Annotated in this window: 19 protein-coding genes; 12 read left to right on the top strand and 7 right to left on the bottom strand. The window is 73.5% G+C overall.

Annotation, left to right across the window (positions count from 1 at the left end; all coding sequences use genetic code 11):
• Positions 1-14: 14 nt before the first annotated feature.
• A complete protein-coding gene (locus QC385_RS40355; RefSeq protein WP_059416083.1) occupies positions 15-209 on the bottom strand; it encodes a hypothetical protein in 195 nt (64 codons plus the stop codon).
• 299 nt (positions 210-508) lie between these two features.
• Here QC385_RS40355 and QC385_RS40350 point away from each other — a divergent pair, with 299 nt between their 5' ends.
• From QC385_RS40350 to QC385_RS40330, 5 genes are all read left to right on the top strand, one after another.
• Complete coding sequence (locus tag QC385_RS40350) at positions 509-901, top strand: ankyrin repeat domain-containing protein (protein WP_279546391.1); 393 nt, start codon at positions 509-511, stop codon at positions 899-901.
• A gap of 300 nt (positions 902-1,201) precedes the next feature.
• Positions 1,202-2,620, top strand: a complete 1,419-nt coding sequence (locus tag QC385_RS40345) for a HEAT repeat domain-containing protein (protein WP_279546390.1) — start codon at positions 1,202-1,204, stop codon at positions 2,618-2,620.
• A 209-nt stretch (positions 2,621-2,829) separates the two neighbouring features.
• Positions 2,830-3,957 carry a glycosyltransferase family 4 protein gene (locus tag QC385_RS40340; protein WP_279546389.1) on the top strand — a complete coding sequence of 376 codons (1,128 nt, stop codon included), beginning with the start codon at positions 2,830-2,832 and terminating at the stop codon, positions 3,955-3,957.
• The gene (locus tag QC385_RS40335) at positions 3,954-5,141 is read left to right on the top strand and encodes a glycosyltransferase (RefSeq protein ID WP_279546388.1); all 1,188 of its coding nucleotides are present in this window, start codon (positions 3,954-3,956) and stop codon (positions 5,139-5,141) included. The genes QC385_RS40340 and QC385_RS40335 overlap by 4 nt, the downstream gene beginning before the upstream one ends.
• The gene (locus tag QC385_RS40330) at positions 5,138-6,025 is read left to right on the top strand and encodes an SGNH/GDSL hydrolase family protein (RefSeq protein WP_279546387.1); all 888 of its coding nucleotides are present in this window, start codon (positions 5,138-5,140) and stop codon (positions 6,023-6,025) included. The genes QC385_RS40335 and QC385_RS40330 overlap by 4 nt, the downstream gene beginning before the upstream one ends.
• An 85-nt stretch (positions 6,026-6,110) precedes the next feature.
• Here QC385_RS40330 and QC385_RS40325 read toward each other — a convergent pair whose 3' ends face one another.
• From QC385_RS40325 to QC385_RS40305, 5 genes are read right to left on the bottom strand one after another with little or no spacing between them, the layout of a single operon-like run.
• Positions 6,111-6,980 (bottom strand): biotin-dependent carboxyltransferase family protein, encoded by an 870-nt coding sequence (locus QC385_RS40325; RefSeq protein ID WP_279546386.1) that lies wholly within the window; start codon positions 6,978-6,980, stop codon positions 6,111-6,113.
• Complete coding sequence (locus tag QC385_RS40320) at positions 6,977-7,603, bottom strand: 5-oxoprolinase subunit B family protein (RefSeq protein ID WP_279546385.1); 627 nt, start codon at positions 7,601-7,603, stop codon at positions 6,977-6,979. The genes QC385_RS40325 and QC385_RS40320 overlap by 4 nt, the downstream gene beginning before the upstream one ends.
• The gene (locus QC385_RS40315; protein WP_279546384.1) at positions 7,600-8,358 is read right to left on the bottom strand and encodes a LamB/YcsF family protein; all 759 of its coding nucleotides are present in this window, start codon (positions 8,356-8,358) and stop codon (positions 7,600-7,602) included. The genes QC385_RS40320 and QC385_RS40315 overlap by 4 nt, the downstream gene beginning before the upstream one ends.
• Before the next feature lie 17 nt (positions 8,359-8,375).
• The gene (locus QC385_RS40310; RefSeq protein WP_279546383.1) at positions 8,376-9,209 is read right to left on the bottom strand and encodes a putative hydro-lyase; all 834 of its coding nucleotides are present in this window, start codon (positions 9,207-9,209) and stop codon (positions 8,376-8,378) included.
• Positions 9,206-10,507, bottom strand: a complete 1,302-nt coding sequence (locus tag QC385_RS40305; protein WP_279546382.1) for an MFS transporter — start codon at positions 10,505-10,507, stop codon at positions 9,206-9,208. The genes QC385_RS40310 and QC385_RS40305 overlap by 4 nt, the downstream gene beginning before the upstream one ends.
• Before the next feature lie 172 nt (positions 10,508-10,679).
• On the opposite strand from QC385_RS40305, the gene QC385_RS40300 reads away from it, so the two are divergent.
• From QC385_RS40300 to QC385_RS40285, 4 genes are all read left to right on the top strand, one after another.
• The gene (locus QC385_RS40300) at positions 10,680-11,375 is read left to right on the top strand and encodes a GntR family transcriptional regulator (protein ID WP_279546381.1); all 696 of its coding nucleotides are present in this window, start codon (positions 10,680-10,682) and stop codon (positions 11,373-11,375) included.
• Between the two features lie 90 nt (positions 11,376-11,465).
• Positions 11,466-12,992, top strand: coding sequence for a hypothetical protein (locus QC385_RS40295; RefSeq protein WP_279546380.1), 1,527 nt, complete (start codon positions 11,466-11,468; stop codon positions 12,990-12,992).
• 31 nt (positions 12,993-13,023) lie between these two features.
• Positions 13,024-13,908, top strand: a complete 885-nt coding sequence (locus tag QC385_RS40290) for a hypothetical protein (RefSeq protein ID WP_279546379.1) — start codon at positions 13,024-13,026, stop codon at positions 13,906-13,908.
• Between the two features lie 35 nt (positions 13,909-13,943).
• Positions 13,944-18,581: a hypothetical protein gene (locus QC385_RS40285; RefSeq protein ID WP_279546378.1), complete on the top strand. Its 4,638-nt coding sequence runs from the start codon at positions 13,944-13,946 to the stop codon at positions 18,579-18,581.
• A gap of 160 nt (positions 18,582-18,741) precedes the next feature.
• On the opposite strand, the gene QC385_RS40280 is transcribed toward QC385_RS40285, so the two are convergent.
• Positions 18,742-19,323: a hypothetical protein gene (locus QC385_RS40280; RefSeq protein ID WP_443033108.1), complete on the bottom strand. Its 582-nt coding sequence runs from the start codon at positions 19,321-19,323 to the stop codon at positions 18,742-18,744.
• A gap of 401 nt (positions 19,324-19,724) precedes the next feature.
• Here QC385_RS40280 and QC385_RS40275 point away from each other — a divergent pair, with 401 nt between their 5' ends.
• Genes QC385_RS40275 through QC385_RS40265 form a run of 3 tightly spaced genes read left to right on the top strand, consistent with a single transcriptional unit; the run spans position 19,725 to position 23,665 of the window.
• Positions 19,725-22,829, top strand: coding sequence for a sensor histidine kinase (locus tag QC385_RS40275; RefSeq protein ID WP_279546376.1), 3,105 nt, complete (start codon positions 19,725-19,727; stop codon positions 22,827-22,829).
• Complete coding sequence (locus QC385_RS40270; protein ID WP_279546375.1) at positions 22,826-23,260, top strand: roadblock/LC7 domain-containing protein; 435 nt, start codon at positions 22,826-22,828, stop codon at positions 23,258-23,260. The genes QC385_RS40275 and QC385_RS40270 overlap by 4 nt, the downstream gene beginning before the upstream one ends.
• Positions 23,261-23,269: 9 nt before the next feature.
• Positions 23,270-23,665, top strand: a complete 396-nt coding sequence (locus QC385_RS40265; protein WP_086847997.1) for a DUF742 domain-containing protein — start codon at positions 23,270-23,272, stop codon at positions 23,663-23,665.
• The last annotated feature ends 2 nt before the right edge of the window (positions 23,666-23,667 follow it).

The following is a 23,667-nucleotide window of genomic DNA, read 5'->3' as shown; positions in this document are numbered from 1 at the left end:
GGGGAGTGGGAGTGTCAGAACTTGATTCCGCCGAGGAGGCTCGCCAGGCTCTCGCCGCCCGCCTTGATGCTCGGGGCGATGGCCGTGCTCGCCAGATAGAAGCCGAACAGCATCGCGACCACCGCGTGCGACGCTTTCAGGCCGTCCTTGCGGAGGAAGATGAAGACGACGATGCCGAGCAGGACCACGCCTGAGATCGAGAGGATCATTTGAGTTCTCCTGGTTCGCGGGGACAGTCACCATGAGTACTTCCAGGCTCACAGGATGTATCCATACGATAAAAGGTGCAACTGGGTGAAATTCGGACCATTTCCCCCGGCTGGCGGAGTGGTCCCTTGCACGGTCGCGCTGGGCTCTTGCGCTCGGCGAGGTCTGTGGTGATCTTTACCTCGGGCGCATCGGGTCATGTGCCGCGTGAGCCAGTACCCTGGCGATTCACTCGTACGGCTGCACCGCTCGCAGGCGTACGCACCCGACGTGATGTGTGACGTGAGAGGCGGTCCGGACGATGACCGAAGCCCCCGACCCCGAGGTCGTGGAGCTGGCGACCAAGATCTTCGATCTGGCCCGGCGGGGCCGGACCGAGGCGCTCGTGGCGTACGTCGACGCGGGCGTTCCGGCCAACCTCACCAACGACCGCGGCGATTCGCTGGTGATGCTCGCCGCCTACCACGGCCACTCGGAGGCGGTGCGAGCGCTGCTCGCCCGCGGAGCCGAGGCCGACCGGGTGAACGACCGGGGTCAGACCCCGCTCGCGGGAGCGGCCTTCAAGGGGGAGACCGACGTCATCAAGGCCCTCCTGGAGAACGGGGCCGATCCGTCCGCCGGCACCCCCTCGGCGGTCGACACCGCCCGGATGTTCGGTCGGACGGAATTGCTCGAACTGTTCGGCGAGCGCTGAGCCGACCAGTCTGACCTGGAACGACAACGAAAACGGGGGAGGCGGGACGGGGCCGCCGAAATTTCGGTCGCGGCAGACGGAAGTGCCGGGTCATCATGACGACGTGGTTCACGGACGTGATGGACGGGCAGGTGTTGCCGCACCGCGCGGGCCGTGACGCGGTCCGCAAGGGCCACCGACGAGAGGCAGAGGAAGATGGTCTACAGCAAGCAGGAAACGGCGGGCACTCCGACGTGTTGTCGCGCGGCCAGGTAGTACACGTCCCCGGTTGCGTCGACGCTTGATGTGAGGCTGTTTCCCATGTTCGAACCGGTCATAGCGCCCAGCGGTACGCTGCTCGGCCTGCTCCAGCGGGGCCGCGGCGACGGCACGCTGCACGCGCTCACCGCCCCGCGCCCCGAGGCGCTCGCGGCGTTGAACCACTGCGTGCTGCGCGATCCCCGCCACGACTGGCAGGTGGAGAACCGCTCCCTCTACTACGCCCGCCTCTACCTCGACCTGAACGGCGAGCTGGACGAGATCGAGGCCCACCTCTTCGGCGCCGAGGACGTCCTCGACACCGACGAGTCGCGCACCGGGCTCGCCCTCGCCGTCCTCGGGCACCTCGCCTCCTACGGCAGGCGGGACGCGCTCGAACTGCTGCGCAGATATGCCGCCCACGGCTCCAACTGGGCCTGGGCCCTCGACGAACTGGCCCTCAGGGACGACGACGCGGGCCTGCGCGCCCTCGCCGCACCCGTCCTCGCGCGCTTCCCGGCCGATCCGGAGGGCGACGCCGAACTGGCCGCGACCGTCCGGGACGCCTTCGAACCCCGGCCGTGGCGGCTGTGGGCCGAAGATCCGCGCGAATCCATCGCCACACGCGTGCGTGCCGCCCACGAGACGGGCTGTTTCGACCGCTGGCAGCGACAGATGCGGCCGACCGGGCCCCGCCCCGGGTGGAGTGTGCAGGCCGTCTTCGAATGGGCCCAGCAAGGCCTCGAACGAGGCGCCGCCCTCCATGTCCCGGCCGCCCGGTGTCTCACCGCCGTGGCGGGCCCCGAGGACCGGGCCGAGATCGTCCAGGCGGCGAAGGACGGCGGCGACGGTGCCCGGTGCACCGCCCTGCGCTACCTCGCCGACGGCAACGATCCCGACGCCCTCGTCCTGATCGAGGGCGCCGTGGCCACCGGATCGACGGTCGTCGTGGACGCCGCCGTCGACGCCTTCGAACGCATGCGCTCGCTCGCCGCCATCGACCGGGCGCGCGGCTGGGCCCGGCGGCCGGACGCGCTGGGCGCCGCCGCCGGACGCGTCCTCGCCTGCCGGGGCGGGGCGCAGGACCGCGACCTGGTCCTCGCGGCCCTCCGCGAAGCCGTACGCGGTGAAGGCCCCGACGCACCGACCTTGTGGACCCTGGTCGACGGCACCGGACGGCTCGGCATCGCCTGCGCCGCGCCCGTGCTCCGCCACATCTACCGCGAGACCGCCTCCTCCCATCTGCGCGGCCGGGCCGCCCGTGCCCTCGCCGCCACCGACCCGTCCTTCGCCACCGGCTTCGCCGTCGAGTGCCTGTGGGACTGCGAGGAGACCACCCGCGAGATCGCGGCCCGGCACGCCGAGACCGGAGACACCCGTGTCGTCGAGCGACTGCGCCGGCTCGCCGCCGACCCGGCCGAGGAGGCCGAGGTCCAGACGGCCGTACGCAGCCGGATCGGTCCCGAGGAGACCGCTGTGTGACCCCGCTCCGTACGAGCGTGTGACTCCCCTTGCGCAAGGACGCCGGGGCGGAATCAGGCCGCCCGGGTGAACGAGGGGTGACTCGCGGGTCAGGGGCGTATGGACGCGGCCTGACCTGCGCGGGTGCACCTCAGAACGCTCATGGGACGTTCCTCGGCCGGAAAGATCCACGTTGACGCGGCCACGTCCGGCACGGCGACAACACGGGTATGCGTGTCGTCATCGTGACCGAATCCTTTCCCCCCGATGTGAACGGCGTGGCCCACTGCGCGCTCCAGACCGCCCGGCACCTCGTCGATCGCGGTCACGCCCCCGTCGTCGTCGCCCCGGCCCCCGCACCCGGGAACAAGCCAGACGCCGACGTGCCGTGCACCGTCGTCCACGTCCCCTCCCTCCCGCTCCCCGGCTACCCCCAGGTCCGCGTCGCCCTCCCCAGCCGCCGCCTGGCCGCCACCCTCATCGAGCACCGTGCCGATGTCGTCCACCTCGCCAGCCCCTTCGTCCTCGGCGTGCGCGGCATGGCCGCCGCCGCCCGTCTCGGCACCCCCGCCGTCGCCGTCTACCAGACCGACCTGGCCGGATACGCCCGCACCTACATGGGCGCCGGAGAGGCCGCCGCCTGGCGGCGGATCCGCTCCGTGCACGGAGCCGCCGACCTCACTCTCGCCCCGTCCAGCGCGGCCCTGCGCGACCTGGAGACGCACGGTGTGCCCCGGGTCGGGCTGTGGCCGCGCGGCGTCGACACCGAGCGTTTCCGGCCCGACCGCCGCGACGAGGCCCTGCGTCGCGAACTCGCCCCGAACGGTGAGCTGATCGTCGGCTACGTCGGCCGGCTCGCCCCCGAGAAGCAGATCGAACTCCTCGCCGGTGTCTGCGGCCTGGAGGGCGTCCGGGTCGTGGTCGTCGGCGACGGTCCGAGCCGGCCCGGCCTGGAGCAGGCGCTGCCCGGCGCGGTCTTCCTCGGCCGCCGTACCGGCGACGACCTCGCCCGGGTCTTCGCCTCGTTCGACGTTTTCGCCCACACGGGTCCCTTCGAGACCTTCTGCCAGACGGTGCAGGAGGCCATGGCCAGCGGCCTGCCCGTCGTGGCGCCCGCCGCGGGCGGGCCGCTGGACCTGGTCGCCCACGGGCGCACCGGCCTGCTGGTGCCGCCGCGCGACACGGCCGCCGTCCGGGACGCGGTGCGTGCCCTGGCGGCCGACCCCGCGCTGCGGGCCGCCTTCGGCGCGGCCGGGCGGGCCACCGTCGAGGGCCGCACCTGGGCGGCCGTCGGGGACCAGTTGATCGGGCACTACGCGAACGTGCTCGCCGCGCGCAGGACGGCGGTGGCGGCATGAGCGACTCGCGTTCGGGCGACAGCAGCCGCCAGTCGCTGCGCATCGTGCGGCTCGCCAACTTCGTCGCGCCCGCGTCCGGCGGTCTGCGCACCGCCCTGCGGGAACTCGGCAAGGGCTTCAAGGCGGCCGGTCACGAGCCCGTCCTCGTGATCCCCGGCGAGCGGATGAGCGACCGGGAGACCGAACAGGGGCGTGTGATCACCCTCCCAGGGCCGCTGCTGCCCGGCACCGGGGGCTACCGCGTGCTCGCCGACAAGCGGCGGGTGGCCCGGCTCCTGGAGGAGCTCGCGCCGGACCGGCTGGAGGTGTCCGACCGTACGACCCTCAGGTGGACCGGCAAGTGGGCGCGGCGCGCCCGGATCCCGGCCGTGATGGTCTCCCACGAGACCGCCGACGGTGTGCTGCGCACCTGGGGCCTGCCCGAGGGGGCCGCGAGGCGTGCCGCCGACGCCCTCAACGTCCGTACGGCCCACACGTACGCGCGCGTGGTGTGCACCACCGAGTTCGCCGAGCGGGAGTTCGTGCGGATCGGGGCACGCAACGTCGTCCGCGCCCCGCTGGGTGTCGACCTGGTGCAGCGGCACCCCGCGCTGCACGACCCGGAGGTGCGGGAGCGGCACGCGCGCGTGGACGAGACGCTGCTGGTGATGTGCTCGCGGCTGTCAGTGGAGAAGCGGCCCGGCACGGCGCTGGACGCGCTGGAGGCGCTGCGGCGGCGCGGACGCCGGGCGGTGCTGGTGGTGGCCGGGGACGGGCCGCTGCGCGCCCGGCTCGAACAGCGGGCGCGCGAGAGCGCCCTGCCGGTCACCTTCCTCGGGCACGTCTCCGACCGCGGGCTGCTCGGCGCCCTCCAGGCGTCTGCGGATGTGGCCCTGGCGCCGGGGCCCGCCGAGACGTTCGGGCTCGCCGCGCTGGAGGCCATGGCGTGCGGCACGCCCGTGGTGGCGAGCGCGTCGTCCGCGCTGCCGGAGGTGATCGGCGCCGCCGGGGCCGTCGCGGCGGACCACGGGGAGGCCTTCGCGGACGCCGTGGACCTGCTGCTGGAACGCCTGGAGGCGGACCGGCGCGAGGGGGCACGCGGGCGTGCGGAGTGCTTCGGGTGGGACGCGGCGGTCGACGCGTTCCTGGCCGCGCACGACGCGGCCGTCCCCGTACGCCCGTTCGTGCCCGGAGGCGTGGCATGAGACCCGGGCGGTTCGGGGGGTCTTCCCGGTTCGACGGGGCCCCGGATTTCGTGGCCCTCGGTGACTCGCTGACCGAGGGGGTGGGTGATCCCGTCGGCGACGGGGCGTGGCGCGGCTGGGCCGCACTGCTGGCCGCCGGGCTCGGTGAGGGACCCGCCCGGTTCACCAACCTCGCGGTGAGCGGGTCGCAGACCCGGGACGTGCTGGAGCGGCAGTTGCCTGCCGCGCTGGAGCTGCGGCCCGGCCTCGTGTCCGTCGTCGTCGGCGTCAACGACACCCTGCGCTGCACCTTCGACATCCAGGCCGTGGCGGCCCGGCTCGACCAGGTCTACGCGGCCCTCACCGAGCAGGGCGCCGTCCTGCTCACCGCCTGCCTGCCCGACCCGGGCACGATGCTCGGGCTGCCGGGGGCACTGGCCCACCCGCTGGCGCGGCGGCAGCGGGCCGTGAACACGGTCGTCCATGCCCTGTCCGACCGGTACGGAGCTCTGCATCTGCACGCGTGCGAGGGCGACTGGATCACGGACCGCGCCATGTGGAGCGCGGACCGGCTGCACCCCGGAGAGCGCGGGCACCGGCAGCTGGCCCTGCGCTTCCACGCGCTGCTCGCGGAACACGGCCTCGCGACGGGGCCCGCGCCCTCGCCCGAGCCGGAGTTCCCCGCCCCGACCAGGTCGGCGAGCCTGCGGTGGCTGGCCACGGCAGGGACCGGCTGGGTGGCCCGCCGGTGCACCGACCTGCTGCCCCAGCTCCTGACCCTCGCCGCCGACGAGCTCCGGCACCGGGCCCGGGGCACGAGTGCCCGGCTCGATCTGCGGACCTCCGCGGCCGTGTCCGCCGCGCTCGCCGCCCTGTCGGTGGCCGAGCAGCCGGACGCGGCCTGACAGGGCGGCGCGGCCCGCAGGCGGGGCGCGGTCGTCGCCCTCGGCGGCTGCGTCGAGGTGCGGTGACCGGTGTGGTCCGGCCGGTTCAGCGGCGCCGTACGGCCACGAAGCGGACCGGGGTGCCCGGAACCGCCTGGGCGACCGCCGGCAGGTCGGCGGCGCGGACCACCGCGATCACCGGGTAGCCCCCGGTGGTCGGGTGGTCGGCGAGGAACACCACGGGCCTGCCATCGGGCGGGACCTGGACCGCGCCCAGCACCATGCCCTCGCTGGGGAGTTCCCCGGGCCGGGCCCGCTCCAGGGCGGGTCCCTCCGTGCGCAGCCCGATGCGGTTGCTCGCGGGGGACACCTGGTAGGGACGCGAGACGAAGGAGCGTACGGCCTCCGGCGTGAACCAGCCGTCGCGCGGACCGAGTGTCACCCGCAGGACCAGCTCGGCCGGTGGCGCCGGCTGCGGGGCGACGTCCACGCGCGCGTGGACGCCCGTCGGCCGGCCCAGGGGCAGCACCGTGCCGTCCGCGAGAGGGGGCGGGCCGAGCCCCGACAGCAGGTCCGTCGAGCGGCTGCCGAGCACCGGCTCGACCGCGATGCCCCCGGAGACGCCCACGTAGCTGCGTACGCCCGACACGGCGGGTCCGATGTCCAGCAGCGCCCCGGCGGGAACGTGCACCGGCGCGCCCCAGGCGGCGGGCCGTCCGTCCACCGTGACCCGGCAGGGCGCGCCCGCCACGGCCGCGGTGACGCTCGAACGGGGGCGTACGGCACATCCGCTGAGGGTCGTCTCCAGCACGGCCGCCGCGGGAGGATTGCCGGCCAGCCGGTTGACGAGGTCCGCGGCGGGCCGGTCCAGCGCCCCGGAGCGGGGCACCCCGAGGTGGGCGTGCCCGGGGCGTCCCATGTCCTGCACGGTGGTCAGGGCACCGGCCCGGACGATGGCGAGCGCGCGGTCGGTCACGACTGCCCCACCGGCTCGACGGGGACGAACCGCACCCGCGTGCCCGGGGACAGCAGCGCGGCCGGCACGCGCGTGTGGTCCCACAGAACGGCGTCCGTCGTGCCGATCAGCTGCCAGCCGCCCGGCGACGAACGCGGGTACACGCCCGTGTACGGGCCTGCCAGCGCCACCGACCCCGCGGGGACGGCCGTGCGGGGGGTGGACCGGCGCGGGACGTCGTAGCGCGGCGGCAGGCCGGTGAGGTAGCCGAAGCCGGGAGCGAAGCCGCAGAAGGCGACCCGGAACTCCGTCCGCGCGTGAATGCGGGCGACCTCCGGCTCCGGCACGCCCCAGTGCGCGGCGACGTCGGCCAGGTCCGGGCCGTCGTAGCGCACCGGGATCTCGACCGCCTCACGCGCGCGTGGGGGAGCGGGCGGCAGTTCGGCGGCCGTGAGTTCGGCGGCCACCCGGGCAGGGACGTCGAGGCCGTCGAGCAGGACCGTGCGGGCCGCTGGCACGATCTCGCGGACGGACAGTGAGCCCTCCGCGCGGCGTCGCAGCAGCTCGGCGTGGAGGGCCTGGGCCTCGTCGCCCGAGGAGACCTCGACGAGCAGGGCGTCGTCGCCGACCGGAAGGACTCTCATGCGAAGGCCTCCACCCGGACCCCGGACGCCTCCAGCCGCTCCCGGACGCGGCGTGCCAGCTCCACCGCCCCGGGCGTGTCGCCGTGCAGGCACAGGGAACGCGCGCGTACCTCGATCCGTGTCCCCGAGTGGGAGACGACCCCGCCGGAGCGGGCCAGGCCCAGCGACCGCTCCACGACGGTGTCGGGGTCGGTGATCACGGCGCCCTCGACGGAGCGCGGCACGAGCGTGCCCGCGTCGGTGTACGCCCGGTCCGCGAACGCCTCCGTGACGACCGGCAGCCCGGCCTTCCCGGCGAGCTCCAGCAGGCGTGAGCCGGGCAGGCCCAGCACCGGCAGGGAGGCGTCCGCGAGGAGCACGCCGTCAACGACCGCGGCGGCCTGTTCCTCGTCGTGCACGACCCGGTTGTAGAGCGCGCCGTGCGGTTTCACGTAGGCCACGCCGGCGCCCGCCGCACGGGCGAAGACCTCCAGGGCGCCGATCTGGTAGGCCACCTCGGCCGCCAGCTCGGCGGACGGCACGTCCATCGCGCGCCGCCCGAACCCGGCCAGGTCCCGGTAGGACACCTGGGCGCCGATCCGGACGCCGCGCTCGGCCGCCAGCTCGCACACCCGGCGCATGGTGGCCGCGTCCCCCGCGTGGAAGCCGCAGGCCACGTTGGCGCTGGTGACGACCGACAGCAGCCGTTCGTCATCGGTGAGCCGCCAGCGGCCGAAGCCCTCGCCGAGGTCGGCGTTCAGGTCGATGCAGGCCATGAATCCAGTGTCTCCTGTCAGGCCACGCGGTACTGCTCGTCGCGGGCGTCGGTGAGGAACATCTGCCCCGGGGCGTGCGTGAGGGCGAACGGCGGACGCGACGCCATCACGGCGGCCTGCGGGGTCACACCGCAGGCCCAGAACACCGGGATGTCGTCCGGTTCGGTGTCCACCGGGTCGCCGAAGTCGGGGCGGCCGAGGTCGTCGATGCCGAGCCCCGAGGGATCGCCGCAGTGTACGGGGCTGCCGTGCACCGCCGGCAGCAGACTGCTCTCCCGGATCGCCGCCGCCAGGTGCTTCGGCGGCACCGGTCGCATGGACACCACCATCGGTCCGTGCAGCCGCCCCGCCGGCCGGCACTGCCGGCCGGTGACGTACATCGGGACGTTGCGGCCCTGTTCGACGTGGCGGAGCGGAACGCCCGCCTCGCCCAGCGCCCACTCGAAGGTGAAGCTGCACCCGATCAGGAACGACACCAGGTCGTCCCGCCAGTACGCGCGCACGTCCGTCGGCTCGTCCACCAGCTCGCCGTCCCGCCACACCCGGTAGCGCGGCAGGTCGGTACGCAGGTCCGCGCCCTCCGCGAGCACGGTGGTCCAGGACCCCGCGTCCGTGACGTCGAGGACCGGGCAGGGCTTCGGGTTGCGCTGGCAGAACAGCAGCATGTCGTAGGCCCAGTCGGCGGGCACCGAGATCAGGTTGGCCTGGGTGTGGCCCGCCGCGGCCCCGGCCGTGGGGCCCGTCAGACCCTCCCGGAAGCGGGCGCGGGCCGTTTTCGGGCTCCACGCGCGCGCGTGCTCGTCGACGAGGACGACAGGACGGTCCCCGGCCGCGGTACTCGTGCGGTTCATGCGAGTTCCTTCCCGCGCGTCTCCGGCAGCCCCAGCAGCGCCAGGGCCGCGATGCCGTAACCGATCGCCCCGAAGACCAGCGCGCCGCCCACGCCCCAGCTGTCGGCCAGGAAACCGACCGTCGTCGGGAAGACGGCACCCACCGCCCGCCCGGTGTTGTACGTGAAGCCCTGCCCGGTGCCGCGCACCGCCGTCGGGTACAGCTCGCTCAGGTACGAGCCGAAGCCGCTGAAGATCGCCGACATGCAGAACCCGAGCGGGAATCCGAGGAACAGGATCAGGGTGTTGGCGCCGCTCGGGATGTTCGCGTACGCCAGGATGCAGATCGCCGAGAGCAGGGCGAAGAGCCAGATGTTGCGCCGCCGGCCCAGCTTGTCGGTGAGGTAACCACCCGTCAGGTAGCCGATGAAGGCGCCCGATATCAGGAACGTCAAGTAGCCGCCGGTGCCGACGACCGACAGGTTCCGCTCGGACTTGAGGTAGGTCGGTACCCAGGTGGCCAGCGTGTAGTAGCCGCCCTGGACACCGGTCGAGAGCAGCACCGCGAAGACCGTCGTCCGCAGCATGCCGGGCTTGAAGATCGCCGTGAACGAGCCCTTCTCCGCGCTCTGTTCACGAGCGGCGGCCGCCTCGGGGGCGTCGTGCACACTGCGCCGGACCCAGATGACGAGCAGCGCGGGCAGCGCCCCGGTCCAGAACATGATGCGCCAGGCCAGATCGTCGCCGGCCACCGAGAAGATGAGGGTGTAGGCGATCACGGCCATGCCCCAGCCCACGGCCCAGGAGCTCTGGATCGCGCCGAGCGTGCGGCCCCGGTGCTTGGCGCTCGCGTACTCGGCGACCAGGATCGCGCCGACCGCCCACTCGCCGCCGAAACCGAGGCCCTGGAGGGCGCGGAAGACCAGCAGCGTCTCGTAGTTGGGTGCGAAGCCGCAGGCCACGGTGAAGACGGCGTAGGTGATCACCGTGACCATCAGCGCCTTCACCCGCCCGACGCGGTCGGCGAGCACGCCCGCGAGGGCTCCGCCGACCGCGGAGACCACCAGGGTGACCGTCGTGAAGAGCCCGGTCTGGCCGCTGTTCAGGCCGAAGTACGCGGACAGCGCGACCATGCTCAGCGGCAGCGTGAAGTAGTCGTACGAGTCCAGGGCATAGCCGCCGAAGGCACCGGCGAACGCGCGGCGGCCGCGTGGGCCCAGGGCGCGCAGCCAGCCCAACGCCCCGTCATCGGAGGTCTGTTCAGCGGTCGCCGGGTGGGTGCCGTCGGTCAGGGCTTGCGGTGGAGGGGTCGTGCTCATGGGCACCTCGCAGAAGGAGGGACGGAGGGTGCTTCGGAGTGAGCCGTGCCGTGCGGGAGCGGTCGGCGCCGCCCTGCTGAAGCGACGCCGTGCGTAGCACCGTAGAGTATTGTTCAACGATCCCTCAATACCCATGTTGTTTCGTTCTTGTAATCTGCGATTGAATTCCGACATGACAGAGCAGCTGAGGGATCTCTCCGACGACCGGGCACTCCTGGGGCGCACCAGCACCGCCGAACGCGTCTCGGACATCCTCAGAAGCCGGATCGCCGAGGGCTACTTCCCGCCCGGCACCCGGCTCTCGGAGGACAGCATCGGCGGCGCGCTCGGCGTCTCCCGCAACACCCTGCGCGAGTCGTTCCGGCTGCTCACGCACGAACGCCTGCTCGTCCACGAGCTGAACCGGGGCGTCTTCGTGCGGGTCCTGACCGTCGAGGACGTGGAGGACATCTACCGCACCCGGCGGCTCGTCGAGTGCGCCGTCGTGCGTGGTCTCGGCAAGCCGCCGTACGGCCTAGACGGGCTCGCCGGCGCCGTGGAGGCAGGGCGGCGGGCGGCTCGGGAAGGCGACTGGAAGGGCGTGGGCACGGCCAACATCCACTTCCACCGGGAACTCGTCGCTCTCGCCGCGAGCGAGCGGACCGACGAACTGATGCGGAGCGTCTTCGCCGAACTGCGCCTGGCCTTCCACGTGGTGGACGAGCCGCAGCGGCTGCACGAACCGTATATCGCGCGAAACATCGCAATCCTCGAGGCTCTTCAGGCGGGGGACCGCGGGAAGGCCGAGGAACTGCTCGCCGGGTACCTCGACGACTCGCTGAAGCGGGTCGTCGAGGTGTACCGGCGGCGGGTCGGCGAGGACGGCTGAGGGGACCGAGCGGCGTCGGAGACCCCCTGCCGCCGGGGCGTATCCGCGTCGTTTGGGTCGTTGTCAGACCCAGGACCTAGTCTGTGCACCGTGACTTCGCCTGCATCGACGGACAGCGTTCCGCCCCAGCTCAGCGCGGGGCCGCGCCCTGCCCTGGGGCCGGCCGCCGACGAGGGCCTGGCGCGGCGCCTGCGCGCGCTCGCCTGCACCGCGCCGCTGCACGACCTCGACGCGCGCAAGGCCAACCTCGCCGGCGAGTACTCGGTGTACGGCATGGCGGAGGTCGCCCTCGCGGCCATCGACCTCGTCACCCTGAACATGGACTTCGACACGGGCGCGGACCACGACCAGATCGTCGCCCGCCTCATCCCGCGCATCGCCGCCCAGGCCCCGCAGCGCCCCGCCGCCGAGCACGAGCGGGTGGCCCGCTGGGTCCTGGAGAACCTGATCAACGTCGGCAGCGTCGACCGCGGCTTCCGCGCGGTGTACGGCACGTTCGGGGCGGACGGCACGTATGTGCGCCGCGACTACGACTTCAAGCTGATCGAGGAGGTCCCGGGGCCGGGCGGCACGGTCTACCTGCGGACGACGGACGAGGCGGTCAACGTCCTCGTCGGAGCCCTCGACACGGATGTCACCAGCGCGCAGATCGCCGCCGAGGTCAAGCTGGAGGTGCTGATCAGCCGCGGCCGGCTCGCCGACGCCCAGCTCGCGGCCGAACAGGCCCGCTACCGCACCGTGCAGTACTCGGAGACCCTGCGCCGCGCCCTGGACGCGACCCGGCGCAACGTGCGCGCGGTGGACTGGCTCACGACCGTGCCCGACATGATCGCCGAGGCCCTGGAGCACGTGGCCGACCGCTACCGCCACGAGAACGCGATCCTCACCAACATCCGCAAGGCCCGCGACGAGTCCGAGGACCCCGAGCACAAGCGCCGCGCCGCCGAGCTCGTCGACATCGTCAAGGACTGCATCCGGCGGCACACGCAGTTGCAGTCCCGGCTGCTGGAGGCCGGACCGCTGTTCCGCGCCGAGCAGGACCGGCAGGCCTTCGCCACGCCGATGACGACGTCGGGGATCGACCTGTACGGGCAGCTCGTCTCGCCCGTCCTGCCGCTGCCGCTGGAGCAGGCCGTACGGGTCACGGACGCCTTCTTCGGGCGCGGCACCGGGTTGCGTACGCCGGTGTCCGTCCGCTTCGGGGACCTCGTCGACATACTGCTGACGCCGCCGGTGGAGCGGGAGCATCTGGGCGCGGAGATGCCCGAGCCGGATGTCATCGCCACGCCCGACGACAGCCGGTTCAGCGAGGAGCAGATGGCGGCCGCGCAGGAACTGCTCGACCTGCCGGCGGACGCGCCGCGCCGGTTGTCCGGGTTGCTGGCCGAGGCTCGGCGGCTGGATCCCGAGCTGCCGTATCTGGTGGCCTTGCTGGCGGTGCATGCGGCGAGTCCGCCGGTCGGTACGGCCTATCGCCAGGGCGAGCAGAAGTTGCTGTTCGCCGTGGACGACGGGACCGAGCTCGATGATCCGGAGTTCGGCGGGGCGGATCTGATCGTCGGCACCGCGCTGCTGGACGCGGCCGGGATGGCGGCGGATCGGACGGAAGCGGCATGAGTACGTACAAGTGGCACAAGGAGTCCCGACCGTGAGCGAGCACGTCGAATGGAGTGAGCCGGAGGGGACGGCCCCCGCGGCCACCACCGCCGCCGTCACCCCCGCCGACGCCGCCGACGCGGCGCGGCTCGTTTCCTTCGGGTTGCAGCCCAAGCTTCAGCCCGCCCGCGACCAGGAGTACGCGGACCTGCTGCGGCGCTACCGCGAGGACCCGCCCTTCGCGCGGCTCGCCGACGCCGTGGCGACCGGACTGGGGCTGATCGTGCTGGAGGTGTCCCCGCGCGCGGGCATGGCCGTGACCGCCGCCGAGGACTCGGTGTTCGCCGTCCGCATGGGCGACTACGCGCGTCGTACGTCCGCCGACGGCGGCGACCGGTTCCTGCACGGGCTGGCCCATCTCGCCGTCGCCGCCATGGCGTTCCCCCGCCCCGAGGACCTCGCCGACGACGGCTACATCGGCCGCGTCACGGTCAACGGCGTCGACGCCTTCGTCCGCCAGGCCTGTCGCCGGCTGGAGGAGCGCGCCGCCGAACAGGGCGAGAACACCGACCCGGCGACCGACGCGCCCGGCCTGGAGGCCGCCTGGCGGATCTGGGTACGCCGCAGCTCGACCGGTGCCACCAAGGACGCGCGCCGGCTCGCCGGTTCGACCACCGGCATCGTCGCCAAGGCCGTCGCGTTCCTCACCGACTCCGGATTCCTCCAGCGCACCGGCGACGACAACGGCGGCACGTACCGCACGACCGCCCGCTACCAGCTCCAGGTCCGCGACATGGCCGGCAGCGCCGCCATGGCCGAACTGCTGGAGCTGGGCCTCGTCCCGGTCACCGACGGCACGCCGACACTGCTGCCCCCCGAGGAGAGCGACGACCTGGAGCTGGTCGCCGACGCCGGGCTGCCGTTCCACTCCTCCTGAACTCCCCATCTCACGAAGACTTACGAGAGTCCGCCATGTACGAGCTGTCCCGGGTCCGCCTCTACTCCATCGGGCCGGCCGGTGCGCGCTACGCCGACACCGTGCTCGACCTGCGCGGTGTGGGCGAGCCCGTGCCCGACCCCGCGCCCACGCAGGCGGAGTTCTTCGAGGAGGAGCCCGTCGGCCCGCCGCGCCGGCCCGCGCCCGCGGGCGTGCTCTTCCTGGAGAACGGCGGCGGCAAGTCGGTGCTGCTCAAGCTGATCTTCTCGGTGATGCTGCCGGGCCACCGGAACACGCTCGGCGGCGCCAGCTCCGGCGTGCTGCGCAAGTTCCTGCTCGCCGACGACTGCGGACACGTCGCGCTGGAGTGGCAGCACGTGCTGACCGGCGAGTGCGTCGTCGTGGGCAAGGTCAGCGAGTGGCGAGGGCGGCAGGTCTCCAACGACCCGCGGAAGTTCGCCGAGGCCTGGTACTCCTTCCGCCCCGGGCCCGGACTGAGCCTCGACAATCTCCCCGTCGCCGAGTCCACCGCCGTACGGGCCCCGGTCGAGGGCCAGTCGGGCGCGCGCGGCCGGCGCCGCACCATGAAGGGCTTCCGCGACGCCCTCATGGAGGCGGGCAAGACGTACCCGCACCTGGAGGTGCACTGGGAGGAGATCCACGACCGCTGGATCGAGCACCTCGGCGACCTCGGACTCGACCCCGAACTCTTCCGCTACCAGCGGGAGATGAACGCCGACGAGGGCGAGGCCGCCGGTCTCTTCGCGGTCAAGAAGGACGCCGACTTCACCGACCTGCTGCTGCGCGCCGTCACCGACACGCGGGACACCGACGGGCTCGCCGACCTGGTCAGCGGCTTCGGCAACAAGCTGGGCCGGCGGGCCGAGCTGATCGCCGAACGCGACTTCACCGCCGGATCCGCCGACCTGCTCGGACGGATCGTCGAGGCCGCCGAGGCCCGCTCCCGCGCGCGTGACGTCCACGCCGGCGCCGAGCGACGGACACGGACCCTGGCGCGCAGGCTGTCCGCGCGCGGCGTGCAGGAGCGGGTCCGGGCCGCCGACCTGGCCCAGCGCGTCACCGCCGCCGCCTACGCCGTCACGCACGCCGAGGCGGCCCGCGAGCGCAGCGCGCTGATCTCCGCCGAACTCGCCTACCGGCACGCCTCGCTGGCGCTCGCCGCGGCCGAGAAGTCCGCCGCCGCGCAGAAGCGCGAGCTCGCCGACGCCCGCACGCTGTACTCGGCGTGGCAGGCCGCCGAGGCCGTACTGCGCCACCGCGCGGCCTCCGACCGCGTCGCCCGCGTGTCCGCCGCGATCCAGGAGGCGGAGCGCGACGCAGCCCCGGCGCTGGCCGCCCGCTCCAAGGCCGCCGTGGACCTCGTACGGGCCCTGCACGCGGCCGCGGAGAAGGCGGAGAACCACGCCAACGAGGAGGAGGAGCGCTCCGCCGCCCTCCAGGAGGTCAGCGACGCGGCCTACCGGGACTCCACCGCCGCCGCCACACAGGCGCAGCGGGCCCGCAGCGAGGTCGGGCACCTCAAGCAGCGCCTCTCCGAGGTCGAGCAGGAGACCGCCGAGGCGGTCCGGGCCGGCTGGCTCGACGACAGCGCGCCCGACGCCGACCCGGCCCGTGCGGCCCTCGCGGCCAGCGACGCCGAGAAGACCGCCGTCGCGGCCTGGGACTCGGCCCGCGAGGCATCCCGCCGGGCCACCGAGCACGCGCGCGAAGCCGCCGCCACCGAAACCCGCGCCGAACTGACCGCGGCCCGCGCGGCGGACGCGGCGACGGCGGCCGAGCGGTCGTACGAGGCCGAGCGCCGCACCGCCGAGGCGCTGGCGGGGGAGGAGCGGCTGGCGGAACTGCTCAGCCTGACCCCCGAGACCCGCCCGGGCATCCCGCAGCCCCGCCACGGCACGGACAGCGAGCCGACTGCCCGGCCCGCCGCAGGCGAGCAGGGACTCAGTCCCGAGGAGCTCGACCGCTTCGCCGACGACCTGCGCGACCTGCTCGACGACGCCGTCAGCTCCGCCGAGCGGCAGCTGTTCGACCTGCGTACGGCCGCCGCCGACGACTCCCGGATCCTCGGTGCGCTCGGTGACGGCGGGCTGCTGCCGCCCGGCCCGGACGTGCTGGCCACGGTCGAGTTCCTCGGCGAGCACGGCATCCCCGCGCTGCCCGGCTGGCGCTACCTCGCCCAGGCCGTCGACCCGGCCGACCACGCGCGCGTGCTGGCCGCCCGGCCCGAACTGGTCGACGGCGTGATCATCACCGACCCGGACTCCCACGCACGCGCCCGGGAAGCGCTGGGCGACGCGGCGCTGCTGCCGCGTTCCGCCGTGGCGGTCGGCACCGCCGCCGCCCTGCTCGCCCCGACCCCCGCCCCGGACACCGACAGCGGTGACGTGTTCCTCGTGCCGCCGAACCCGGCCATGCACGACGAGCACGCCGCCGACGAGGAGCGGCAGGCGCTGCGCGCCCGGGCGACCGAGCGGGACGAGGAGATCCGCACGCTCGCCGCACGGCTCGGCAAGGACCGCGAGCTGGCCGCCCGGCTCGCCTCCTGGCGCACCGGCTGCCCGGCCGGCCGACTCGCCGAACTGGCCCAGGCGGCCCACGACACCCGCACGTTCGCCGAAGAGGCGGAGGCCGAACTGGCCGAGGCGCGCACGGTGCGGGCGGAGGCCGACGAGGCCGCAGCCGAGGCCGCGCGCGTCCGGGACGAGCGGCAGGAGGCCGCCCAGAAGGCCCGCCGCTCCGCCGACGCCCTCGCCGGGCTCGCCTTCCGGCTGCGCGAGCGGGCCGGCTGGCAGGTCAAGCTGCGCGAACTGGCCGACGAGGCGGCCGAGTCCGAGGCGAGCGCCCAGGCCTGCCTGGAGCGGGCCCGGGCCGCCGACGAGGACCGGCGGGCCGCCCAGCGCGCCGCCGACGACGCCCGCCGCACCGCCCGCGCCCTGCGCGCCGAGCGCTCCGAGATCGCCGGCGCCCCCGACGACGTACCCGAGGACGACGCCCAGGCCCCGAAGGCCTCCCTGCCCGCCCTCCGCGAGGCCTACCGGGCGGCGTCACAGCTGTACGAGAAGGTCGGCGTCGGCGCCGACCTGCGGGCCGAGCAGGCCCGCGCCGAGAGCGACGAGAGCGCGGCCCGCGCGGAGCTGGACCGGCTGAGCAACAAGGTCCGCACGCGCGCCGAACAGCTCCTCGAATCCCCCGACGGCTCCGACGGACCCAGCCGCCAGGCCGCCGCCGCCCGTGCCGAGGAGCTGGTGCAGCTCCTGGAGACCCGCATGTCGAGCGCGAGCGAGCAGCTCGGGCGGCTGCGCGGCGAGGCCGAACGGCTCGCGCCCGAGGACGGCGAGGCCCACACCGACCTCCCCGAGGAGCGCCGGCCGCGCGACGCCGAGCACGCGCAGACCTTGCTGCGCACCGCCACGGCCGAACTCGCCTCCCACACCGAGGCCCTGAACCAGGCACGCGAGGCGCACGCCGAGCTCCTCGACGCCCACCGCGCCGCCGAGGACGCGGCGAGCGGCTTCGACGAGATCGCCGCCATGCTCCGCGACCTGCTGCGCGAGCACGCCACGGAGGAGGAACAGGAGGAGACCGAGCCGTACCCCGGCAGCCCGGAGGAGGCCCGGCAGTCCGCCGCCGAAGCCCGCCGCTCCCTGCGCGGCTGCGCCGCCGACCTGTCCGCCGCCGAGGCGGCCGTCCGCGAGGCCAGCGACATCCTCGTCCGGCACGCCAACTCCACGCGCTACGAACAGGTCCGCACCCCGGCACGGCAGCAGATCCGCGAACTGCCCGCCTCGGCACTGCCCGAACACGCCCAGAAGTGGGCCGACGCCTTCGCGCCCCGGCTCCGGGTCCTGACCGACGAGCTGGAGCAACTGGAGCGCAACCGCGACTCGATCGTCGACCGGCTGCGCGGTCTGGTCGAGTCGGCCCTGGCCACCCTGCGCTCCGCACAGCGCCTCTCCCGCCTCCCGGAGGGCCTCGGCGAGTGGTCGGGACAGGAGTTCCTCCGCATCCGCTTCGAGGAGCCCGACCAGGCCACGCTCACCGAACGACTCGGCGAGGTCATCGACGAGGCGACCCGTGCCGCCGTCAAGAAGAACTCGGACCTGCGGCGGGACGGCATGTCCCTGCTGCTGCGGGGCGTCGCCGCGGCCCTCCAGCCCAAGGGTGTCGCCGTCGAGATCCTCAAGCCCGACGCGGTGCTGCGCGCCGAGCGCGTCCCCGTCGGGCAGATGGGCGACGTCTTCTCCGGCGGCCAGCTCCTCACCGCCGCCATCGCCCTGTACTGCACGATGGCCGCGCTGCGTTCGAACGACCGGGGCCGGGACAAACACCGGCACGCCGGCACGCTGTTCCTCGACAACCCCATCGGCCGCGCCAACGCCACGTATCTGCTGGAACTCCAGCGGGCGGTGTCGGACGCCCTGGGCGTCCAGCTCCTCTACACCACCGGCCTGTTCGACACCACCGCGCTGGCCGAGTTCCCTTTGGTCATCCGCATGCGTAACGACGCCGACCTGAGGGCGGGCCTCAAGTACATCAGTGTGGAGGAACACCTCCGCCCGGGTCTGCCGCAGCAGCCCCAGGCGGGGGAGGCGGTACACAGCGAGATCACGGCCACCAGGATGTACAAACGCCCCGCGTCCACGACGCCTTAGGAGCGCGGGAACTGCGCGACCGGCCACGCCGGTCCCGCAGCCGCCCGCGGTCAGGCGCTGTCGGCCGACGGTGCGAAGCGGACGGCCGTACCACCGCGGGTGCCGGCCATGCACACTGGCGCCCGGATCGGTCGCCCCGCCGACGCCCTGCCGTCACTCCTTACGAGTGGGACAACTGCCCGGCCCCGCCCCGTCGGCGTATTCGCTCCTGCGCACGCTCGGCGGCGCGCGCCTGCCGTCGGGCGCGGCGCCGCTCGCGCCGCAATGCCCGTGCCGTGCTGCTCGGCGCGGACACCACGCCGTTGCGCTGGTTCCAGACCTGACGCGTCACCCACACGTCGAGCGCTCCCCAGGTCGCCACGATCGTGCTGACCACGCTGCTGATCACCATGGGGAACGCCAGCCAGGACCCGGCCATCGTGCACAGGAAGGCCACCATGGCCTGAATCAGCGTCAGAGCGATGAGGAGTACCGCCCGCACGGCGGCCGTCCGTACCGGATCCGGCAACCGGCGCCGTCGCGCCGGCTCCTCGACCCACAGGGGCTGGTAGTGCCGCTGTTCGCGCACCTCACGGCTCCGCTGTTGAGCCGGAACCCTCGCCTCTCGAGCCGTGATCTCCGCCTCGCCAGCCGGACTGTCGCGATCAGTCGCTTCGGCCTCTTGACGCGCCGTCACTTGCACCCCACCCGCCCTGGGCGCTCCGCGCCGCTCCGCCGTGCTCGTCACCGTGTCACTCCCCACCGCCAGCAGACTGCTCGCTCGCATCCGAAGCCCCGTGCTTCCCAGCGGCTGCCCGGCTTGCGCTGTTTTACGCCGCCCGGATGCGAGATGCGGCTCCTGTGGCCGATTCCGTCCCCATTTCCCGTAGAGAAGGACGAACAACCCGCCACGAAGATTCCCAGAAACCGAAAAATTTCAGCCAACCGCCCGGGCGGTCCGCGGGCTTTGACCCGCGCGGCCACCATCGGTTTCGGGGAGACAACTCCGGTAATGCCCGGACAACTCCCCATGCCTCGCGGCTGGCGCGGAAGTTCACCTTCCGGACCGGCCTTCGAGTTCCCTGGGCGTCGGTAGTAGGCTCGCGCCGTTTGTTGACGCACATGTGTACCCCCGGTAGCCGGGGGCCCGAGCTGGGGGAGGCCATGCGCTTTCGCGGGAAGTCCATCCGCCGGAAGATCGTGGCGCTGCTTCTCGTGCCGCTGGTGTCCCTGACCGCGATCTGGGCCTTCGCCACGGTGCTCACGGGACGTGAGGCGGGCGACCTGTTCAACGTGTCGTCCGTGGTGGAGAAGATCGGCTACCCCATCGAGGACACCGTCCGTGTCCTCCAGGAGGAACGCCGCCAGACCCTCGTCTACCTCGCCGACCCCCGTGCCTCCGACGGGCTCGCCGCGCTCCGGCGCAGCCGGACGGCCACCGACGAGGCCGTCGGCGGCATCCGCGACAACGCCCGGAACCCGGACGTGCGCGACGCGATGGGTGCCGACACCGACGAGCGGCTGACCGCGGTCCTGGACGCCTTCGACGGCATCGAGTCGCTGCGCCGCAGCGTCGAGGACGGCACCGTCAACCGCTCCCAGGCCCTCGACCTCTACAACCGGCTGGTCGACCCGTGTTACGTCCTGCTCGCCAACCTCCACGTCGTCGACAACGTGGAACTGGACAAGCAGTACCGCGCCCTGGTCAACCTCGCCCGCGCCCGCGAACTGCTCGCCCGCGAGGACGCCCTGCTCGGCTCCGCCCTGATCGTCGGCAGGATCTCCCACTCCGAAGAGCGCGACATCTCCGACCTCGTGGCCCAGCGCACCCTGATGTACGACACCAGCCTCCCGCTGCTGCCCGTCTCGGAACGCGACCGCTACGAGAGCTTCTGGAAGAACGCCTCCACCGCTCCGCTGCGCGTGGCCGAGGAAGCGGCCGTCTCCTCCACCGGAGGCACACCGCGCGGCGTCACCGCCAAGAGCTGGGACAGCGCCGCCGGCAACGTGCTCGACGAACTCGGCACCCTCAACGACCAGGCAAACGACCGCTACCAGAACCGCGTCGAACCGGTAGCCATGGGCGTCATCGCCAAGGCGGTCATCGCCGGCGTACTCGGTCTGCTCGCTCTCCTGGTCTCCCTCTTCCTGTCCGTGCGCGTCGGCCGCACCCTCATCCGCGATCTGCGGCAGCTGCGTCTGGAGGCCCACGAGGCGTCCGGAGTGCGGCTGCCCAGCGTGATGCGCAGGCTGTCGGCGGGCGAGCAGGTCGACGTGGAGACCGAGGTCCCGCGCCTGGAGTACGACAAGAACGAGATGGGCGAGGTCGGCCAGGCCCTCAACACCCTCCAGCGCGCCGCCGTCGAAGCCGCCGTCAAGCAGGCCGAGTTGCGAGCCGGCGTCTCCGAGGTCTTCGTCAACCTCGCGCGCCGCAGCCAGGTGCTGCTCCACAAGCAGCTCACCCTGCTCGACGCCATGGAGCGCCGGACCGAGGACACCGAGGAACTCGCCGACCTGTTCCGTCTCGACCACCTGACCACCCGCATGCGCCGGCACGCCGAGGGCCTCGTGATCCTCTCCGGCGCCGCGCCGTCCCGTCAGTGGCGCAAGCCCGTCCAGCTCATGGACGTCGTACGCGCCGCCGTCGCCGAGGTCGAGGACTACGAGCGCATCGAGGTCCGCCGTCTTCCGCGGATCGCCGTCACCGGCCCGGCCGTCGCCGACATCACGCACCTCGTGGCGGAACTCCTGGAGAACGCCACGGTGTTCTCCCCGCCGCACACGGCCGTCCAGGTCCTGGGCGAGCGGGTCGCCAACGGCTTCACCCTCGAGATCCACGACCGGGGCCTCGGCATGGCGGCCGAAGCGCTGCTGGACGCCAACCTCCGGCTCGCCGAGACTCCCGAGTTCGAGCTGTCCGACACCGACCGGCTCGGCCTGTTCGTGGTCAGCCGTCTCGCCCAGCGGCAGAACGTCCGCGTCTCCTTGCAGCCCTCCCCGTACGGCGGCACGACCGCCGTCGTCTTCATCCCGGACGCCCTGCTGACGGACGACGTCCCGGACACGAACGGCATCGGGTTCCGGCTCGACCGCCCCCAGCTGGCCAAGGAGAGCGAGCCGCAGGACAGCCGCCGCGCCGCGCTGTCCCTCGGGTCCGCGCAACGGCCCGGCCTGCCGGCCTCGCTCCTGGACGGGCCGGTGGAGCTGGAGGCTCCCGTCGACCTGGACGCCGTCGGCGACTTCCCCGGCGCTCTCGAGGACGAGGACAGCGGACACGGCGGCCTGTTCCGTCCCCGCCCCTCCCGCACCCGCGCCGCGGACGAGGCAGCCGGTCGCCGCCCCGGTCCGCACCAGGCCGCCGACTCCCACAGCGCACCCGACCGGACCGACACCGACGACGAGCCGGGCGCCCCGGTCCAGCTGCCGCGCCGCCACACCCCGAAGCTGGTCAGCTCGCACGGGCGCCCGGTCACCGAGCAGCGCCCTCGGCGCGGGAAGACGGATGAGGAGACCAGCACGGGCACCGGCCGACCCGAGTCGGGGGGCGGCGCGTCCCCGCTCCCGTCGCGTCGCCGGGGCGACGACTCCGTGACCGGCGGCGCCGCGGGCCGGTCCGGGCCGGAGCCCGCGCTTCCGGCCCGCCGCCGCGGCGAAGGCTCCTCGAACGACGGCCGGCGAGGCGAAGCCCAGCCGGACGCACCGCCGCCCCTGCCGGCCCGCCGTCGGGGGGCGGAGTCCGGTCGCCGGGGCATCGGCGCGGCCGGCCGGAGCGACGAGCACACCGCATCACCGGCTTCGTCCGGCGCCGGGGCGGAGCCGCCCGGTCTGCCCACGCGGACCCGCCGCGCGGAGATCGCAGCGAGCGGCCCGGACGGTCCCGACCGTCGCTCCGGCACCCTGCCGGAGACCACCGGTGGTCCCGGGCGCCGGGTGACCGGCTCCGCCGCCCCGCCCCAGGGGACCGGCTCGGCTTCCGCCTCCCCAGGACGGGGACAGGGCCCTGGCTCCGGACCGCACGAACCCCGCTCCGGCACCGCGCCGCTGCCCCGGCGCGTCCGCCAGGCCAATCTGGCACCGCAGCTGAAGCGGGGGTCAGAGCCGCGTACCGAGGACAGAGCCGAGTCGGTCGAACGCGACGCCGACGAGGTACGCAGCCGTATGGCCTCGCTCCAGCGCGGCTGGCAGCGCGGCCGCGAGGAGAACGCAACGGGCGATGCCGCCCACAGCGGCACAGCACGACAAGGAACGACAGAGGGGGACGGTCGATGACCGCACCGAAGGCCACCGGCCACACCGCAGCCAACAAGGGGGAGCTGAACTGGCTCCTCGACGACCTGGTGGACCGCGTCGCGAGCATCCGCAAGGCCCTCGTGCTCTCCGGCGACGGCTTGCCGACCGGGGTGTCCAGGGACCTGACCAGGGAGGACAGCGAGCATCTGGCGGCCGTCGCCTCCGGGTTCCACAGCCTCGCCAAGGGCGTGGGACGCCACTTCGAGGCCGGCAGCGTCCGCCAGACGGTCGTCGAGCTCGACGACGCCTTCCTGTTCGTGACGGCCGCTGGCGACGGCAGCTGCCTCGCCGTCCTCTCGGACGCCGACTCGGACGTCGGCCAGGTCGCCTACGAGATGACGCTCCTGGTGAAGCGAGTGGGTGTGCATCTCGGCGCCGCTCCGCGCACCGTTCTGCCCGCAGGCGGGTAGTGGGATGACATGAGCGCTGACGGTCAGGGAAGAAGGCACTGGTTCGACGACGAGGCCGGACCGGTCGTCCGTCCGTACGCCATGACGCGCGGCCGCACGAGCAGCCAGGGCCAGCACCGCCTGGACCTGATCGCGGTCGTGGTCACGGAACCGCACGCGGACGACCCGGAAGCGGACCACATGCTCGCCCCGGAGCATGTGGACATCGTCGAACTGTGTCGTGACGCCCCGCAGTCGGTCGCCGAACTCGCAGCGGAACTCGACCTGCCGATCGGGGTGGTACGGGTCCTCGTCGGAGATCTCGTGGACGCGGAGTTCGTCCACGTGAACCGGCCCGTACCCCCTGCCGAACTGCCGGACGAGAGTATTCTGCGCGACGTGATCAACGGCCTGCGGGCGCTGTGAAC

Source organism: Streptomyces sp. DH10 (assembly GCF_029813805.1).
GTDB lineage: Bacteria > Actinomycetota > Actinomycetes > Streptomycetales > Streptomycetaceae > Streptomyces > Streptomyces coeruleofuscus.
The sequence above is the reverse complement of the archived record's forward strand: the minus strand, read 5'-3'. Positions and strand labels throughout refer to the sequence as shown.

Bases quoted from the DNA above. Each gene is read 5' to 3' on its own strand.
- QC385_RS40350 (WP_279546391.1), top strand. From the start codon at position 509: ATGACCGAAGCCCCCGACCCCGAGGTCGTGGAGCTGGCGACCAAGATC.
- QC385_RS40305 (WP_279546382.1), bottom strand. From the start codon at position 10,507: ATGAGCACGACCCCTCCACCGCAAGCCCTGACCGACGGCACCCACCCG.
- QC385_RS40335 (WP_279546388.1), top strand. From the start codon at position 3,954: ATGAGCGACTCGCGTTCGGGCGACAGCAGCCGCCAGTCGCTGCGCATC.
- QC385_RS40275 (WP_279546376.1), top strand. From the start codon at position 19,725: ATGCGCTTTCGCGGGAAGTCCATCCGCCGGAAGATCGTGGCGCTGCTT.
- QC385_RS40330 (WP_279546387.1), top strand. From the start codon at position 5,138: ATGAGACCCGGGCGGTTCGGGGGGTCTTCCCGGTTCGACGGGGCCCCG.
- QC385_RS40310 (WP_279546383.1), bottom strand. From the start codon at position 9,209: ATGAACCGCACGAGTACCGCGGCCGGGGACCGTCCTGTCGTCCTCGTC.
- QC385_RS40285 (WP_279546378.1), top strand. From the start codon at position 13,944: ATGTACGAGCTGTCCCGGGTCCGCCTCTACTCCATCGGGCCGGCCGGT.
- QC385_RS40270 (WP_279546375.1), top strand. From the start codon at position 22,826: ATGACCGCACCGAAGGCCACCGGCCACACCGCAGCCAACAAGGGGGAG.
- QC385_RS40320 (WP_279546385.1), bottom strand. From the start codon at position 7,603: ATGAGAGTCCTTCCGGTCGGCGACGACGCCCTGCTCGTCGAGGTCTCC.
- QC385_RS40315 (WP_279546384.1), bottom strand. From the start codon at position 8,358: ATGGCCTGCATCGACCTGAACGCCGACCTCGGCGAGGGCTTCGGCCGC.
- QC385_RS40345 (WP_279546390.1), top strand. From the start codon at position 1,202: ATGTTCGAACCGGTCATAGCGCCCAGCGGTACGCTGCTCGGCCTGCTC.
- QC385_RS40300 (WP_279546381.1), top strand. From the start codon at position 10,680: ATGACAGAGCAGCTGAGGGATCTCTCCGACGACCGGGCACTCCTGGGG.
- QC385_RS40340 (WP_279546389.1), top strand. From the start codon at position 2,830: ATGCGTGTCGTCATCGTGACCGAATCCTTTCCCCCCGATGTGAACGGC.
- QC385_RS40355 (WP_059416083.1), bottom strand. From the start codon at position 209: ATGATCCTCTCGATCTCAGGCGTGGTCCTGCTCGGCATCGTCGTCTTC.
- QC385_RS40265 (WP_086847997.1), top strand. From the start codon at position 23,270: ATGAGCGCTGACGGTCAGGGAAGAAGGCACTGGTTCGACGACGAGGCC.